Origin of the sequence: Umezawaea tangerina (assembly GCF_003002815.1) — a bacterium.
GTDB classification, from domain to species: Bacteria; Actinomycetota; Actinomycetes; order Mycobacteriales; family Pseudonocardiaceae; genus Umezawaea; species Umezawaea tangerina.
The window spans coordinates 130,539-144,921 of the sequence record NZ_PVTF01000008.1 but is presented as its reverse complement, the minus strand read 5'-3'; the positions used below and the strand labels follow the sequence as shown (position 1 = coordinate 144,921).

The following is a 14,383-nucleotide window of genomic DNA, read 5'->3' as shown; positions in this document are numbered from 1 at the left end:
CCAGCGAACGTTTCTGCGCGATACTGGTAAGCGGAACTGACCGGAGGGGCCGTGATGCTCGACGTCCACCGCCTGCGCCTGCTGCGCGAGCTCGAACGCCGCGGCACGCTGGCCGCGGTGGCCCGCGCGCTGTCCTACAGCCCGTCGGCGATCTCGCAGCAGCTCGCGCAGCTGGAGAACGAGACGGGTGTGCGGCTGCTGGAGCACGTCGGACGCGGTGTGCGGCTCACCGAGCAGGCCCGGATCCTGGTCACCCACACCGACGCGATCCTCGGCCACCTGGAGGTCGCGGAGGCCGAGCTGGCGGCGTCGCTGACCGAGGTCACCGGCACGCTGCGGGTCGCCTCGTTCCAGTCCGTGCTGCTGGCGCTGGCCCCGGCGGCGCTGTCGCTGCTGGCCGAACGCCATCCCGGCCTGCGGGTGGAGATCACCCAGCAGGACGCGGGCGGGGCGTTCGCGGGCCTGCTGTCGCACGACTTCGACCTGGTCCTCGGCGAGGAGTACCCCGGTCAGCCGCACCCGCCGATGTCCGGTGTGGACACCGAGGACCTGGCGTTCGACGAGATGCGGATCGCGTTGCCCGCCACCGGCCCGCACAGCCGCGCCCACGCGTCGCTCGCGGACCTGGCGGACACCCCGTGGGTGCTGGACCCGCCCGACAGCCCGACCGGCCGCTGGGCCAGGACCCTGTGCCACGACGCGGGGTTCGCCCCGGACGTGCGCTTCGAGAGCTCGGACCTGCTGCTCCAGGTCCACCTCGTGGAGACCGGCCACGCGGCGACGCTGCTGCCCGATCTGGTGTGGACGGACCGGCCGCGCACCGTGGGCCTGCACCACCTGCCGGGGCGGCCGCGCAGGCGGCTGTTCACCGGTGTCCGCCACGGGGCCGCGCTGCACCCGGCCCCGCGCGCGTTCCGCGACGGCCTCCACCACGGACTGCGGCTGGCCCGCGCGGGCTCCTGAGCGCGGGGCTCAGATCGAGGGCAGCACCGCCGACACGACGATGAGCAGGCAGACGATCCCGTTGAGCAGCCAGTGCTCCACCAGGATCGCGACGAACTCGCGGATCGTGGCGCTCGGCCAGAAGTACCAGGCCGTCGGGGCGCCGATGACCTGCCCGTTGACCCGCGCCTTGCGGGCCAGCAGAGCCGCGCGCAGCACGTGGAAGTTGTTGGTGACGACCAGGCACCGGTAGTCGGGGCGCACCTCGGACATGATCGCGCCGCTCAGGCTCAGGTTCTCCAGCGTGGTGGTCGACTTGTCCTCCAGCAGCACGCGGTCGCGGTCGACGCCGCCCGCCACCAGGTAGTCGGCCATCGCGTGCGACTCGGGCACCTCCTCCCCCGGCCCCTGACCGCCCGAGGTCACCAGCGCCGGGCTGCTGCCCTTGGCCACCGCCGCGTCGAACGCCCTGCGGCCGCGGTCGAGCCTGCTCGCCAGCAGCGGCGGCACCTTGGCGCCGTTGAGGCCCGCGCCCAGCACCACGACGAAGTCGACGTCGCGCTTGGGGCGGATCCTGCCGTAGACGAACGAGTACAGCAGGAAGCAGGCGAACAGGAATGACAGGTAGAACAGGACCCCGGTCACCGCGCCGCTGAACACCCCCAGCGGCGCCCAGTCGATGCGGGCGGCGACCAGGGTGAACACCACGTAGCCGATGATGCCGAGCCCGGCGAGCATCGACAGCAGGTTGACCGGCCGGAAGCCCTCCTTGCGGACCATCGTCACGCCGTTGCCCACCAGGAAGACCGCCAGCCCGATGATCAGCAGCGGGATCAGCACGACCACCACGACGAGCACGACGTTCGCGGCCGCGGTGGACAGCGAGGCCAGGGTGGTCAGCAGCCCGAAGGCGAAGAACACCAGTGCCAGCACCAGGTACACGCCGTTGCGCAGCAGCCGCCGGTCGCGCAGGAAGCTGACCAGGAAGAACAGCGACCACACCAGCGCGACGGCGTAGGCGAAGACGCTCACCGCGGTCATCCGTGCACTCCCCCCACCGGGTCGATCTCATCAGGACGGTTCACGATCGGCCTCCCATGGTCGGACGACGTCGCCCGCACCGTCCGTCATGGTCGGTCATCCGGTCGGGGCACGTGCCACCGGTCCCGGTTTGCGCCGCCGGACCGGGAGTGCCGGTGATCATGGGCAGACGCTAGTCGCGCGCGGGCCGGACCGCACGGCGGTGATCACCCGGTCGGGTCGGTGAAGTCCCCGATGGCACGGGTGGCGTCGCGCAGGAAGTCCCGCACCACCACCGCCTGCTCGTCGTCGAGGCCGGCGACGACGTCGGCCAGCGACACCAGCAGCGGCGCCAGCGCGGCCCGCACCTCGGCGCGCGCGGAGTCCGTGGGCCGCAGGACGACGCGGCGGCGGTCGTCGGGGTGGCTGTGCCTGCTCAGGTGCCCGGCGGCCTCCAGGCGGTCGGCCAGCACGGTCGCCGACGCCGACCTGATCCCCAGCCGGTTGCCCAGCTCCACCGTGCCCAGCGGTTCGGTGCTCTCGACGAGGTGGCTCACCGCCTGGACGTCGGTGACGCCGACGCCCAGCCTCCGGGCGAGGGTGGCCTGCACACCCCGTCCGGCCTGCAGGAGGTCCCGGAGCGACCGGCTGATGTCCATCGCGATGTCGGGATCACGCTCGTCCACCCCCGCAGTCTAGAGAGCGGTCGCTCGACAAACTAGCTAGACTCTCTAGCGACCACTCGACGACGAGGAGCACGGCGTGACCGACCCCCGGACGATGAACACCCAGATGGCGGCCCGGATCCTCGGCTCGCCCGCCGACCCGGTGCCCGAGGCCGGGTACGCGCTGCGGGTCGTGCGCACCCGCGGCCGCCGCAGCGGCGAGCCCCGCGACACCCCGATCGGCGTGACCCGGCTGCACGACCGGCACTACCTGGTCTCCCCCGACACGGGCCGCGACTGGGTGCGCAACCTGGCCGCGGCCCCGGAGTGCACCGTGCTCGCGGGCGGGGAGAGCAGGCCATGCACCGCCGTGCCCGCGGCGGGCGAGGAGGCGGCGAGCGTCGTGTCGACCTACCTGAACGCGGTGACCGTGCCGTGGGCGCTGCGCGCGTTCCCGGTCGCCCCGGACGCGCCGGTCGAGGAGATCGCCGCGCACCTGGGCTCGATCGCGGTGTTCCGGCTGGAGGACCGGTCGTGAGCGAGCCCGACGTGGTCGTGGTCGGCGGCGGCCCCGGCGGCGTGGTGCTGGCGCTGCTGCTGGCCCGCGCGGGCGTCCCGGTCACCCTGCTGGAGTCGCACCAGGACTTCGACCGCGACTTCCGCGGCGACTCGCTGCACCCGTACACGCTGGAGCTGCTCGACGACCTCGGCCTGGCCGACGCGCTGCTGCGGCTGCCCCACCACCCCGCGCGGTACTTCCGGTTCCACACCCCGACCACGTCCATCACCACGGCCGACTACGGCAAGCTGCGCACCAGGTTCAACTACGTCGCGCTGATGCCGCAGGCCAGGTTCCTGGACTTCCTCGCCACCGAGGCCGCCCGCCTGCCCGCGTTCACGCTCCGGCTCGGCGCGAAGGTCACCGGCCTGGTCGAGGAGGACGGTGTCGTCACCGGCGTGCGCTACCGGGACAAGCAGGGCGAGCAGACGCTGTCCGCCCGGCTCGTCGTGGGCGCCGACGGCCGGTTCTCCAAGACGCGCAAGCTCTCCGGGCTGCCCGCGCACAGCCTCGGCGCCTCCAGCGACCTGCTCTGGTTCCGCCTGCCCCGCCACCCCGCCGACCCGCCCGAGGCCGACGTGGACCTGTACTTCGGCCGCGACCAGTACGTGGGCCTGCTCGGCGGGACGGACGACTGGCAGGTCGGCTGCACCCTCCCGAAGGGCGGCTACCCGGCCGCGCGCGACGCCGGGGTCGCCCCGATCCGCGACTTCGTCGCGCGGCGCGTGCCGTGGCTGGCCGACCGCGTCCACGAGCTGCGCGAGTTCTCCCAGACGACCCTGCTGTCGGTGGACATCGCCCGCGTCGACCGCTGGCACCGGCCGGGGCTGCTGCTCATCGGCGACGCGGCGCACGTGATCTCCCCTGTCGGCGGCAACGGGATCCTGATGGCCATCCAGGACGCCGTCGCCACCGCCAACCGGCTCGTGCCCGCGCTGCGCGACCACGGCACCGTCGACCCGGCCGTGCTCGCCGCGATCCAGGCCGAACGCGAGCCCGCGATCGACGTGGTGCAGGCCCAGCAGACCAGGATCGAACGCCGCATCGCCCGCAGCCGCGAGCGCGGAAAACCGTTGACACCACCGGGTTTCCTGCGCTGGATCACCGCCTTGCCCGGTGTCCGGGCCCGCGCCGCCAAGGCCAACGCCTACGGCCCCAGGCCACCGCGGCTCGACCTGCCGCTGTTCACCGCCGACCAGGTCACCGCGGGGTAAGCCGTCCGGGTGCACTGGGCACGGGGCTGTGGCACCAGCCCCGTGCCCAGTGGTCCTACGAGTCCTGGTGCTTGAGCAGGAACCGGTTCGAGATGGCCTTGAACGACGCCCGCACCACCTGGCCGTCGGCCAGCTCCACCTCCGCGCGGTCGCCCGCCCGCCACACCAGCCCTTCGGCCAGCCGGTCCGGAGAGACGGCCGACCTCATCCCGTCCACGTCGCCCAGCGCCTGGTCCACCGTGGCGGGGAAGGAGAACTCCTCCCGCACCGGCACGGACAGCGCGAGCGCCCACTCGGGCCACTCGCCGCGCGGGACCTCGGCGCCCTCGACCCTCAGCGTGAACGCGGAGAAGCGCTGGTCCCGCAGCTTCAACGGGTTCCCCTGGATCCCGGCCCCGTACGCCTCGCCCTGCACCGCGGCCCGCCTGCCGGGGAACGAGCCGCGCAGCAGCCCGTGCAGGTCCCCCTCGCGCGCCAGTCGCCACAACGTGTTGCCGTCGGCGGGAAGCAGGTCGTAGTTGCGCGAGCAGACACCGTCCACACCGGACTCCGGGTCCACGTAGACGGTCACGCTCGTGCCGTCCAGCTTCTCCGTGGCGACCCAGCGCGCCGGGCACTCCAGGACCGCGGCCACGTTCTGGATCCGCTCCTCGTCGGTGGCCGGGATCCAGCCGGGCCGGGGACCGCGCACCTGGCCGGACAGCTCGGCCGGCAGCGGCGGGTCCCACTTCACCACGCCCAGAGCGGCGGTCACGTCCTCACCCGGCTCGGCCCCCGCCAGCTCCGGGAACGCCGACAGCAGCACCGCGAGTCCTTGCGAGTACTGGCCGCGCAGCTTCGCCGTCCGCAGCACGTGGCCGCGCCGACCGTCCACATCGGTCCGCACGCCGCGCGGCGCCAGGAACGCGAACCTCGGGTCCTCGACGTCGAGCATCGAGTCGACCTCGAAGTACACGCAGGCGTCGCCCACCCGGAACTCGTCCTTGCGCACGACGACGTCCCACCCGCGGACCCGTGCGCGCACGATCGCGTCGGCGCCGGGGATGCCCGCGATCTCGCGGATGGTCTCCACCGTGGCCAGCCTCCGGCTGGTGGTGGTCGCGCTGATCCGCTCCACTGGTCCGCCCCCATCACTCGATCACCGGTATGCCGGGAAGATGGAACCACGGTCGACCACCCCGGAACGACCGAAATACGCGGACCCGGACCGTCCGATCAGGACGGGAGCAGCGCCGCGGCGGCCTGCGCGGCGAGCCACTCGGCGGCCTCGTCCCAGTCCCAGCCGAAGCCGCGCGCGGTGCGCCAGGCCTCGAAGCCGAAGTAGAACCACAGGACGTCGCCGACCCGCCGCTCGGTCAGGCCGGGTGCGAGCCCGCCGATCTCGACGAGCCTGGCGGCCACCCGGTCGAGCCGGTCGCGCACGATCCCGGTGGCGAGGTCGGCCGCGGCGGCGACGTCCGGGTCGGAGGTGCGGTTGTCGAGCAGGATCCCGACCTGCGTCCAGCGCGCGCGGCGCACCTCGCCGGTGCCGCGGGCGGTGATGCGCAGGATCTCCCGCGGGTCGTCGGACTCGACGATCCGCCGCACGGTCTCCACGGCCGTGGTGTCCTCGCCGCCGTCCTCGCTCATCGCCATGATCAGCGCGGACTTGCCGCCGACGCTGGTGTAGACGGTGTTCAGCGCGACGCCCGCCGCGGCGGCGACCGCGGCCACGCTGGTCCGCGCGTACCCCTGCTCGGCGAAGAGCTCCGCGGCCGCCTCGACGATCGAGCGCCGCGTGTCCTCGGCGTGCCGGGCCCGCACCGACGACCGGTAACCGCGCGTTGCCATGGACCCGATGGTACGGCCCGTCCAAATTCGGAGTACGGTCGTTAATATGAATCTAGAGAGCACCCAATCAAATGAGACGGAGCAGGTCCTGGTCGTGGGCGCCGGTCCGGTGGGCCTGTGGGTGGCCGCGGAGCTGGCGCTGGCGGGCGTGCCGACGCTGGTCGTGGAACGCGCGGTCGAGCGCAGCCCGCACTCCAAGGCCATGGGCGTGCACCCGCGCACGGTCGAGGTGCTGGCGATGCGCGGCGTGGAGAAGGAGTTCCTCGCCGAGGGCGGCCGGGTGCCCACCTGGCACTTCGGGATGCTGGACAACCGGCTGGACCTGCGCGAGCTCGACACCCCCTACCCGTTCCTGCTGTCGATCCCGCAGCTGCGCACCGAGCAGCTCTTCGAGCGGCGCGCGCTGGACCTCGGCGTGCGGATCCTGCGCGGCCACGGCGTGACGGGGCTGACCCAGGACGACTCGGCGGTGACCGTCGAGCTGGACGGCCCCGACGGCCCGTACGCGCTCACCGCGCGGTACGTCGTGGGGGCCGACGGGGCGGGCAGCACCGTGCGCAAGGCGGCGGGCGTCGACTTCCCCGGCTCGGACGCGACGACGTTCGGCTACGTCGGCGAGGTCGTGCTGGACGACCCGCCGGTGCCGCCGGTGATCAGCGCCCACAACACCGACGGCGCGCTGATCACGGTGCCGCTGGGCGGCGGCCGGTTCCGGATCGCCGGTCTCGACTCGGTGCGGCAGGGCCGCGACGACGGGTTCACCTTCGAGGACCTGCGCGCCACGACGACCAGGGTCGCGGGCAGCGACTTCGGCATGCGCGACCCCGGCTGGCTGAGCCGGTTCGGCAACACCACCCGGATCGCCGCCACCTACCGGAAGGGCCGGGTGCTGCTGGCGGGCGACGCCGCCCACATGCACTTCCCCGCGGGCGGCGTCGGGCTGAACGTCGGCGTGCAGGACGCCATGAACCTGGGCTGGAAGCTCGCCGCGCAGGTGCAGGGCCGCGCAGCGCCCGGCCTGCTGGACAGCTACCACGACGAGCGCCACCCCGTCGGGCTCGAGCTCGCCGAGCACACGCTCGCGCAGACCGCCCTGATCGGCGCCGCCACGCCCGAGCAGCGCGAGCTCCGCAAGCTGGTGAACGACCTCGTCGGCTCGGTGCCCCAGCTGAACCGGGCGCTCGCCGACAAGCTGTCCGGCCTCGACGTCGCCTACCCCGGCACGCACCCGTTGGTGGGCAAGCGCTTCCCGGCTGCGGCCGAGCACCTGCACCGCGGCCGCCCCGTGCTGCTGACCGACCTGGAGGAGGCCGCCGACCTCGCCGCGCGGCTCGGCTTCGAGACGGCGGGCGGACCGGGCGCGGTGGTCGTGCGCCCCGACGGGCACGTGTGGTGGGCCGCCGACGAGGCGGACACCGAGGCCGACGTCCTCGCCGGGCTCACCGCCCTGGGGACGACGTTCTGAGCAGCTCCAGCGACACCTCCCAGAGCCTGGTCGCGGCCACCGGGTCCAGCGCGTGCTCCAGGACCCCGTGCACGCCGTCGACCACCTCGGCCACCACCTCGGCCTCGTGGCAGTCCTCGAAGTACCGCCCGCCGACACCCGCCAGCGCGGGCGAGGTGGCCAGCAGCACCGAGGTGGCCGCGCCCTGCTCCGCTGTCTTCGGCACCATCCCCGCCTCGGCCACGCGGGCCTTGGTGGCCGCCAGCACCGCCGGGTCCCAGTGGCGCTGGAGGTTCGTCCAGATCCCGCCGGGCATGAGGGCGTTGGAGGTGATCCCGTCGGCCGCCCACCGGCGGGTCGCCTCCACGGAGAACAGGACGTTCGCCGTCTTCGACTGCCCGTAGGCCAGACCGGGGTCGTAGGGGCGGCGGTCGAAGAACAGGTCGTCGAACACCACCGGCGAGCTCGCGTGCCCGCTGGAGCTGACCGAGACGACCCGCGCCGACCCGTCGGCGGCCAGCGCGGGGTGCAGGCCGAGCGCGAGGGCGAAGTGGCCCATGTGGTTGGTGGCGAACTGGAGCTCCCACCCCGCAGCCGTGTACGACTCCGGGGTGAACATCACTCCCGCGTTGTTCACCAGCACGTGCAGCGGTCCCCGCCAGGCACGGGTGAACGCCTCGACCGAGGCGATGTCCGCCAGGTCGAGCGCGGCCGCCCGGACGCCCCGGTTGCCGGTGGTGGCGGTGATGTCCGCGGCGACCCGCCCGCCCGCGGCCACGTCGCGCACCGCCAGCGTCACGTCCGCGCCGGTAAGCGCGAGCGCGCGAGCCGTCTCGACGCCGATCCCGGACGCGGCGCCGGTCACGACGACCGCGCGCCCGGCCAGGTCGACGCCCTCGACGACCTCGGAGGCCGTGCTGGTGGCGCCGAAGGCGGTCGTGGTCACGCGCTGGCCCACGCGTCGCGCAGCACCGCCGGGTAGCGGTCGCCGTAGGCGCCGTGCGGCAGGATCTCGCGCACCCGTGCCAGGTCGGCGGCGGTCAGCACGAGGTCGGCCGCGGCGGCGTTCTCGGCGAGCCTGGTCGTGCTGCGGGTGCCGGGGATGGGCACGACGTGCTCGTCCTGGGCCAGCAGCCACGCCAGCGCCAGCTGCGTCACGGTCGCGCCCTTCTCCCGCGCCAGCTCGGTGAGCCGGGCGATCGCGGCGACGTTGGCCGTGTAGTTGTCGCCCTGCCAGCGGGCGTCGGTGCGGCGCATGTCGTCCTCGGGGTACTCCGCGCCCGGCTTGACCGCCGACGTGAGGAAGCCGCGACCCAGCGGCGAGTACGGCACGAACCCGATGCCGAGCTCGCGGACCACGGGCAGCACCTCGTCCTCGACCTCGCGTTCGAACACCGAGTACTCGGTCTGCAGCACCGACACCGGGAACACCGCGTGCGCCCGGCGGATCGTCTCCGGCCCCGCCTCCGAGAGCCCGAAGTAGCGCACCTTGCCCGCCTCGACCAGCTCGCCGACGGCTCCGGCCACGTCCTCGATCGGCACGGCCGGGTCGACCCGGTGCTGGTAGAGCACGTCGATGTGGTCGGTCCGCAGGTGGCGCAGGCTGTTCTCGGCCACCTCGCGGATGTGCTCGGGCCTGCTGTCCAGGGCGATGCCGACCGCTTCCGGGCGGGTCAGGTCGAAGCCGAACTTCGTGGCCAGCACGACCTCGTCGCGGAAGCCCTCCACGGCCTCGCCGACGATCTTCTCGTTGCTGCCGGTGCCCATGCCGTACAGCTCGGCGGTGTCGATGAACGTGACGCCCAGCTCGTGCGCCCGGCGGATGGTGGCGATGCTGTCGGCGGGGTCGCCACCGGGCCCGTAGGCCATGGTCATGCCCATCGTGCCCAGGCCGAGGGCCGAGACGGTCAGGCCCTGCGCACCCAGAGTTCGTGTCTTCATGGGACCACCCTGCGCCCGGACGACGCGTCCCGCCTGGCCGGGATGAACCTGGGCACGGCATGACCAGGCAGCGTCGACGGGCACCTCGTACGGTGGAGGCGTGCCACAGGACAGAGCCGCGCTGGGTGCCTTCCTGCGCTCGCGGCGGGACAGCCTCACGCCCGCGCAGGCGGGCATCGCCCCGTTCCCCGGACCGCGGCGGGTGCCGGGGCTGCGGCGCGAGGAGCTCGCTCTGCTCGCCGGGCTGAGCCCCGACTACTACAGCCGCCTGGAGCAGGGACGTCAGCCGAACGTGTCGACCGCCGTGCTCGACGGGCTGGCCAGGGCGCTGCGGCTGACCGAGGTCGAGCACGCCCACCTGGTCGACCTGGCCGAGCCCACCGCGCGGCGGCGCGCGACGAAGGTGGTCCCGGTGCAGCGCGCCGATCCAGGACTGCTGCGGCTGATGGTCGCGATGGACCACCTGCCGGTCATGCTGCTCGGGCAGCGCGGCGAGGTGCTGGCCACCAACTCGTTGCTCACGACGGTGCTCCACGACCTGCGGCCGGGGGCGTCGCTGGTCCGCTTCCTGTTCCTGGACCCGGTGGCGCGCGAGCGGATCGTCAACTGGGAGGTGTTCGCCGCGGCCACCGTCGCCACGCTGCGCCGGGAGGCCGCCCGCAGGCCGCAGGACGGCAGGCTGACCGAGCTGATCGACGAGCTGCGCGCCGCCGACCCCGACGTGTCCCGCTGGTGGGACGACCACCGGGTCCTGGAGTACACCTCGGCCGCCAAGCGGATCCGGCACCCCGTCGGCGGCGACCTGTGCTTCGACATCGAGGTCGTGGCCTCGCCGCAGGATCCCGACCAGGTGCTCGTCGTCTACACCGCCGAACCCGACTCGCCCACGGCCAGGCTGCTGCCGATGCTGGCGAGCTGGGGGCGGGAGGTGGTCGGCGGCGAGGACCCGTCCCATAACCTCGGGTCGTGACCGTCCACCACCTCTCCCGCCTCGACGCCCGCCGCGTCGCAGTGCGCGCCCAGCTCCTGGACGCCCGGCGGCCCACCGGGCTGCTCGACGTGGTGCGCGGGCTGACCCTGCTCCAGGTCGACCCGATCGCCGCGGTCGCGCCGAACGCCCACCTCGTGTCCTGGAGCCGCCTCGGCTCGGCGTACGCCACGACCGACCTGGCCACAGCGCTCGCGGACCGGCGGCTGGTGGAGCTGCGGGCGATGATCCGGCCCGCGGAGGACCTGGTGCTGTACCGGGCGGACATGGCGCACTGGGAGGGTGCCGAACCGGGCACGCGGGGCCGTGAGTGGCTGCGGGCCAACGACGCCTGCCGCCGCGACGTCCTCGACCGGCTCCGCTCGTCGGGGCCGCTGCCCTCGCGCGACCTCCCGGACACCTGCGCGGTGCCGTGGCGGTCGACGGGGTGGACCAACAACCGCAACATCACGCAGATGCTGGAGTACCTGGTGCTGTGCGGCGAGGTCGCGGTCGCCGGGCGCAGGGGCGGCGACCGGCTGTGGGACCTGGCCGACCGCGTCTACCCCGCCGATCCGGCACTCCCCCGCGACGAGGCGAAGCGGGTCCGCGACGAGCGGCGGCTGCGGGCGCTGGGCATCGCCCGCGCGAGGACCACCGCGCTCCCCGTCGAGCCCGCGGACGTCGCCGAGGCGGGCGAGCAGGCGGTGGTGGAGGGCGTGAGGGGCACCTGGCGGGTCGACCCGGCCCTGCTGGGCCAACCGTTCTCCGGTCGGGCAGCGCTGCTGTCGCCGTTCGACCGGCTGGTGCACGACCGCAAGCGCGCCGTGGAGCTGTTCGGGTTCGACTACCAGCTGGAGATGTACAAGCCCGCCGCCAAGCGCCGGTGGGGGTACTTCGCGCTGCCGGTACTGCACGGCGACGCGCTGGTGGGCAAGCTCGACGCCACGGCCGACCGCAAGGGCGGGGTGCTGCGGGTCGACGCGGTCCACGAGGACGTGCCGTTCGACCGCGCCACCACCGCGGCGGTGCGCGCGGAGATCGAGGACTTGGCCCGCTGGCTGGAACTCGACCTCGTGCTTCCCGCCTGACGGCCCGAACAGCCCTCCCGGAAGGCCCGAACGGCGCCCGGATTCCCTTTCGCACTAGGGGTACCCGCGGGACAACGTCCACTTGACACGGCAAGAACCCGCCATCACTCTATGGAAGCGCTCCCACCGACGGGCCGCGGCGTCCGTCGGTCGCTGCGCACGCCCTTTCCGCGTCCCCCGTGGAGTCCCTCCGCTCCACGGGACGACGAGACCCTGCCTGCGGAACCGAGGAGCACTCCTTGCGCACCAGAACGAAGTGGTTGAGCGCGCTCACCGCGCTCCTGGTGGCGACGTCCGTCGCCACCGTCACCAGACCGGCGGCGGCCACCGGTCCCGACCTGCTGCCGATCACCGTCACGAACAACAGCGGCCGCGCGGAGGCGGTGTACCTGTACGTCCTGGGCACCGACATCCGCAACGGACGGCTCGGGTACGTCAACCAGGGCGGCGGCTTCACCCCGTGGTCGGGCGGCACCAACCCGCCGTCACCGGCACCGGACGTCTCCATCGCGGGACCCGGCGGTGGCGGCAGCGTCACCGTGCGGGTGCCGCGCTTCATCTCGGGCCGGATCTACATGACCTTCGGCGACAAGCTGAAGCTCTTCCTCACGCCCGACGGTCTCGTCCAGCCCGCGCCGTGGGCGGGTGACCAGAACAAGAACATCCTGTTCGACTGGAGCGAGTTCACCTACAACGACGCGGGGCTCTGGCTCAACAGCTCCCAGGTGGACCAGTTCGCCGTCCCGCACGAGGTCAGCGTGACCGGTGCGAGCGGTGCCACCACGCGCACCGGCAACCTGGTGAACAACGGCCGCGAGAACGTGATCAACGCCGTCCGCCAGGCCTCGGGCTGGGGCAACTCCGTGGTGACCCGGTCCGACGGCACCGTCCTGAGGGTCCTCGCCCCCGGCAAGGCGGCGGGCGCGGGCCTGATGGACGCGAACTACCTCCAGCCCTACATCGACCAGGCGTGGGGCGCCTACGCGAGCAAGACGCTCACCGTGGTCCCGTTCGGCGACCAGCCCAACATCAAGTACTTCGGTCGCACGTCCGGCAGCACGATGAACTTCACCAACACGTCGGGCCAGCAGGTGGCGTCGTTCCAGAAGCCCTCCACGGCGAACGTGTGGGGCTGCGACGGCAACCTGGCCGCTCCGAACGACCAGGTGGTCGGCCCCATCGCCCGCACCCTGTGCGCGGCGCTGCACCGCTCCACCCTCGGCCGGATCGACACGCAGCCCGGTGGTGGTCCCTCGGACTTCTACCAGGGTTCGCTGACCGACCACTACTCGCGGATCATCCACCAGAACATGGTGGACGGTAAGGCCTACGGGTTCGCGTTCGACGACGTGCAGGCCCAGGAGTCCCTGGTGCACGACGGCGACCCGCGGTCCGCGGGCATCACGCTCACGCCGTTCGGCGCGGGTGGCGGCGGCAACCCGCCGCCCACCGGCAACAGCATCGTGAGCGACTGGCACGGCAAGTGCATCGACGTGCCGAACTGGAACTTCAACGACGGCCAGCGCCTCATCGTGTGGAACTGCACGGGCGGCACGAACCAGAAGTGGCAGTTCGTCGACGGCACGCTGCGCACGGAGAACAACAAGTGCATGGACGTGGCGTGGGGCTCGACCGCGAACGGCGCGGCGGTCCAGATCGCCACGTGCAGCGGCAACCCCGCCCAGCAGTGGGTGCTCAGCGGCGCGGGCGACCTGGTGAACCCGCAGGCCAACAAGTGCGTCGACATCGCGGACTGGAACCCGAACAACGACGCCGTGCTCCAGACGTGGGAGTGCGGCGGCACGGCGAACCAGAAGTGGCACCGCGCCTAGCGCGGTGACCTGACGCCGCGGTCGGGACGCACGCGGGAAGTCCTTCGGGGCGGGGTCTTCGGACCCCGCCCCGAAGCCCGTCTCAGGGGGTGCGGCCGATGAACGCGAGCATCCGCGTCTGCGGGTCGGCGTCGGCGGGCACCTCGACCTTGGGCCCGTAGTGCCCGCTGCCGCGCAGCACCTCGTCCATCGGGACCATGCCCTCCAGCAGCTCCGCGCACTTGGCCTGGTCGAGCCGCTCGTCCTGGCCGGTGGCGCGCGCCAGGTCCCACGTGTGCATGAAGACGTCGCTGGTGTAGAACATCGCGACCGCCCGGTCGAGCGGGAGCTCGCCGGTGTTGGGGTTGCTCAGCAGCCTGTCCGCCGTGGCCGGGTCGTCCAGCAGCGCCTGCACGCCGTCGCTGTGCGTCGTCCACGCGGCCACCGGGTCCTCGTCGACCGACGGCCCCTTCGGCAGGTCGACGCCCGCGCCGGACTTCAGGAACGCGGGGAACCACTCGACCAGGTGCCGGACCACGTCGCGCGCGACCCACCCCTCGCACGGCGCCTTGTTCTCCCAGTCACCCGGCGCGACGCCGCGGACCCGCTCGGTGAACGCGCCCGCGATCCGCCGGTGCTCCTCTGCCGCGCTGACCATGTCGTCCGTCCTCCCGCTGCCCGTGGTGCCGGTCGTGCGACATGATGACCCACCCGCGCGGGATCCGCCGCCCGACCTCCCGAAGACCCCGGCTCCGGCGTATCCACGGCCGTCCCGCCCCCTCTGGACCAGTGCGGGCGGCGCACAGGGGGTGCGCCGCCGCGACCGGCGCAGTCGCCGGACCCAGGACCGGGGGGTCTACGTGGGAAAACACGCGCGTGATAGCTTCTTCGTGGTCGGT

General features: G+C 73.1%; 14 protein-coding genes. 7 read left to right on the top strand and 7 right to left on the bottom strand.

Annotated elements, in window-relative coordinates; all coding sequences use genetic code 11:
* Positions 1-54: 54 nt before the first annotated feature.
* Positions 55-963, top strand: a complete 909-nt coding sequence (locus CLV43_RS26225) for a LysR family transcriptional regulator (protein WP_106190580.1) — start codon at positions 55-57, stop codon at positions 961-963.
* A gap of 9 nt (positions 964-972) precedes the next feature.
* Here CLV43_RS26225 and CLV43_RS26220 read toward each other — a convergent pair whose 3' ends face one another.
* Both CLV43_RS26220 and CLV43_RS26215 read right to left on the bottom strand, forming a co-directional pair.
* Positions 973-1,983, bottom strand: coding sequence for a YdcF family protein (locus tag CLV43_RS26220; RefSeq protein WP_106190024.1), 1,011 nt, complete (start codon positions 1,981-1,983; stop codon positions 973-975).
* A gap of 206 nt (positions 1,984-2,189) precedes the next feature.
* Positions 2,190-2,648, bottom strand: coding sequence for a MarR family winged helix-turn-helix transcriptional regulator (locus CLV43_RS26215; RefSeq protein ID WP_245887009.1), 459 nt, complete (start codon positions 2,646-2,648; stop codon positions 2,190-2,192).
* A gap of 76 nt (positions 2,649-2,724) precedes the next feature.
* Here CLV43_RS26215 and CLV43_RS26210 point away from each other — a divergent pair, with 76 nt between their 5' ends.
* Entirely contained in the window at positions 2,725-3,165 is a 441-nt protein-coding gene (locus tag CLV43_RS26210) for a nitroreductase family deazaflavin-dependent oxidoreductase (RefSeq protein ID WP_245887006.1), read from the top strand.
* Positions 3,162-4,400, top strand: a complete 1,239-nt coding sequence (locus CLV43_RS26205; RefSeq protein WP_245887003.1) for an FAD-dependent oxidoreductase — start codon at positions 3,162-3,164, stop codon at positions 4,398-4,400. The genes CLV43_RS26210 and CLV43_RS26205 overlap by 4 nt, the downstream gene beginning before the upstream one ends.
* Before the next feature lie 55 nt (positions 4,401-4,455).
* On the opposite strand, the gene CLV43_RS26200 is transcribed toward CLV43_RS26205, so the two are convergent.
* Positions 4,456-5,517: an RNA ligase (ATP) gene (locus tag CLV43_RS26200; protein WP_106190023.1), complete on the bottom strand. Its 1,062-nt coding sequence runs from the start codon at positions 5,515-5,517 to the stop codon at positions 4,456-4,458.
* Between the two features lie 98 nt (positions 5,518-5,615).
* Entirely contained in the window at positions 5,616-6,230 is a 615-nt protein-coding gene (locus tag CLV43_RS26195; RefSeq protein ID WP_106190021.1) for a TetR/AcrR family transcriptional regulator, read from the bottom strand.
* Positions 6,231-6,276: 46 nt separating this feature from the next.
* Between CLV43_RS26195 and CLV43_RS26190 the strand changes: the two genes are divergently transcribed.
* Positions 6,277-7,695 (top strand): FAD-dependent monooxygenase, encoded by a 1,419-nt coding sequence (locus CLV43_RS26190; protein ID WP_106190020.1) that lies wholly within the window; start codon positions 6,277-6,279, stop codon positions 7,693-7,695.
* Here CLV43_RS26190 and CLV43_RS48585 read toward each other — a convergent pair.
* Both CLV43_RS48585 and CLV43_RS48580 read right to left on the bottom strand, forming a co-directional pair.
* Complete coding sequence (locus CLV43_RS48585; protein ID WP_245887000.1) at positions 7,670-8,620, bottom strand: SDR family NAD(P)-dependent oxidoreductase; 951 nt, start codon at positions 8,618-8,620, stop codon at positions 7,670-7,672. The genes CLV43_RS26190 and CLV43_RS48585 overlap by 26 nt on opposite strands.
* Positions 8,617-9,615 carry an aldo/keto reductase gene (locus CLV43_RS48580; RefSeq protein ID WP_211304560.1) on the bottom strand — a complete coding sequence of 333 codons (999 nt, stop codon included), beginning with the start codon at positions 9,613-9,615 and terminating at the stop codon, positions 8,617-8,619. The genes CLV43_RS48585 and CLV43_RS48580 overlap by 4 nt, the downstream gene beginning before the upstream one ends.
* Positions 9,616-9,715: 100 nt before the next feature.
* Here CLV43_RS48580 and CLV43_RS26180 point away from each other — a divergent pair, with 100 nt between their 5' ends.
* From CLV43_RS26180 to CLV43_RS26170, 3 genes are all read left to right on the top strand, one after another.
* Entirely contained in the window at positions 9,716-10,585 is an 870-nt protein-coding gene (locus CLV43_RS26180) for a helix-turn-helix transcriptional regulator (protein ID WP_106190018.1), read from the top strand.
* Entirely contained in the window at positions 10,582-11,673 is a 1,092-nt protein-coding gene (locus CLV43_RS26175) for a DNA glycosylase AlkZ-like family protein (RefSeq protein WP_106190016.1), read from the top strand. Before CLV43_RS26180 ends, CLV43_RS26175 begins: the two co-directional genes overlap by 4 nt.
* A gap of 239 nt (positions 11,674-11,912) precedes the next feature.
* Entirely contained in the window at positions 11,913-13,505 is a 1,593-nt protein-coding gene (locus CLV43_RS26170) for a beta-1,3-glucanase family protein (protein WP_106190015.1), read from the top strand.
* Between the two features lie 82 nt (positions 13,506-13,587).
* On the opposite strand, the gene CLV43_RS26165 is transcribed toward CLV43_RS26170, so the two are convergent.
* Entirely contained in the window at positions 13,588-14,142 is a 555-nt protein-coding gene (locus CLV43_RS26165) for a TIGR03086 family metal-binding protein (RefSeq protein WP_106190013.1), read from the bottom strand.
* Between the last annotated feature and the right edge of the window lie 241 nt (positions 14,143-14,383).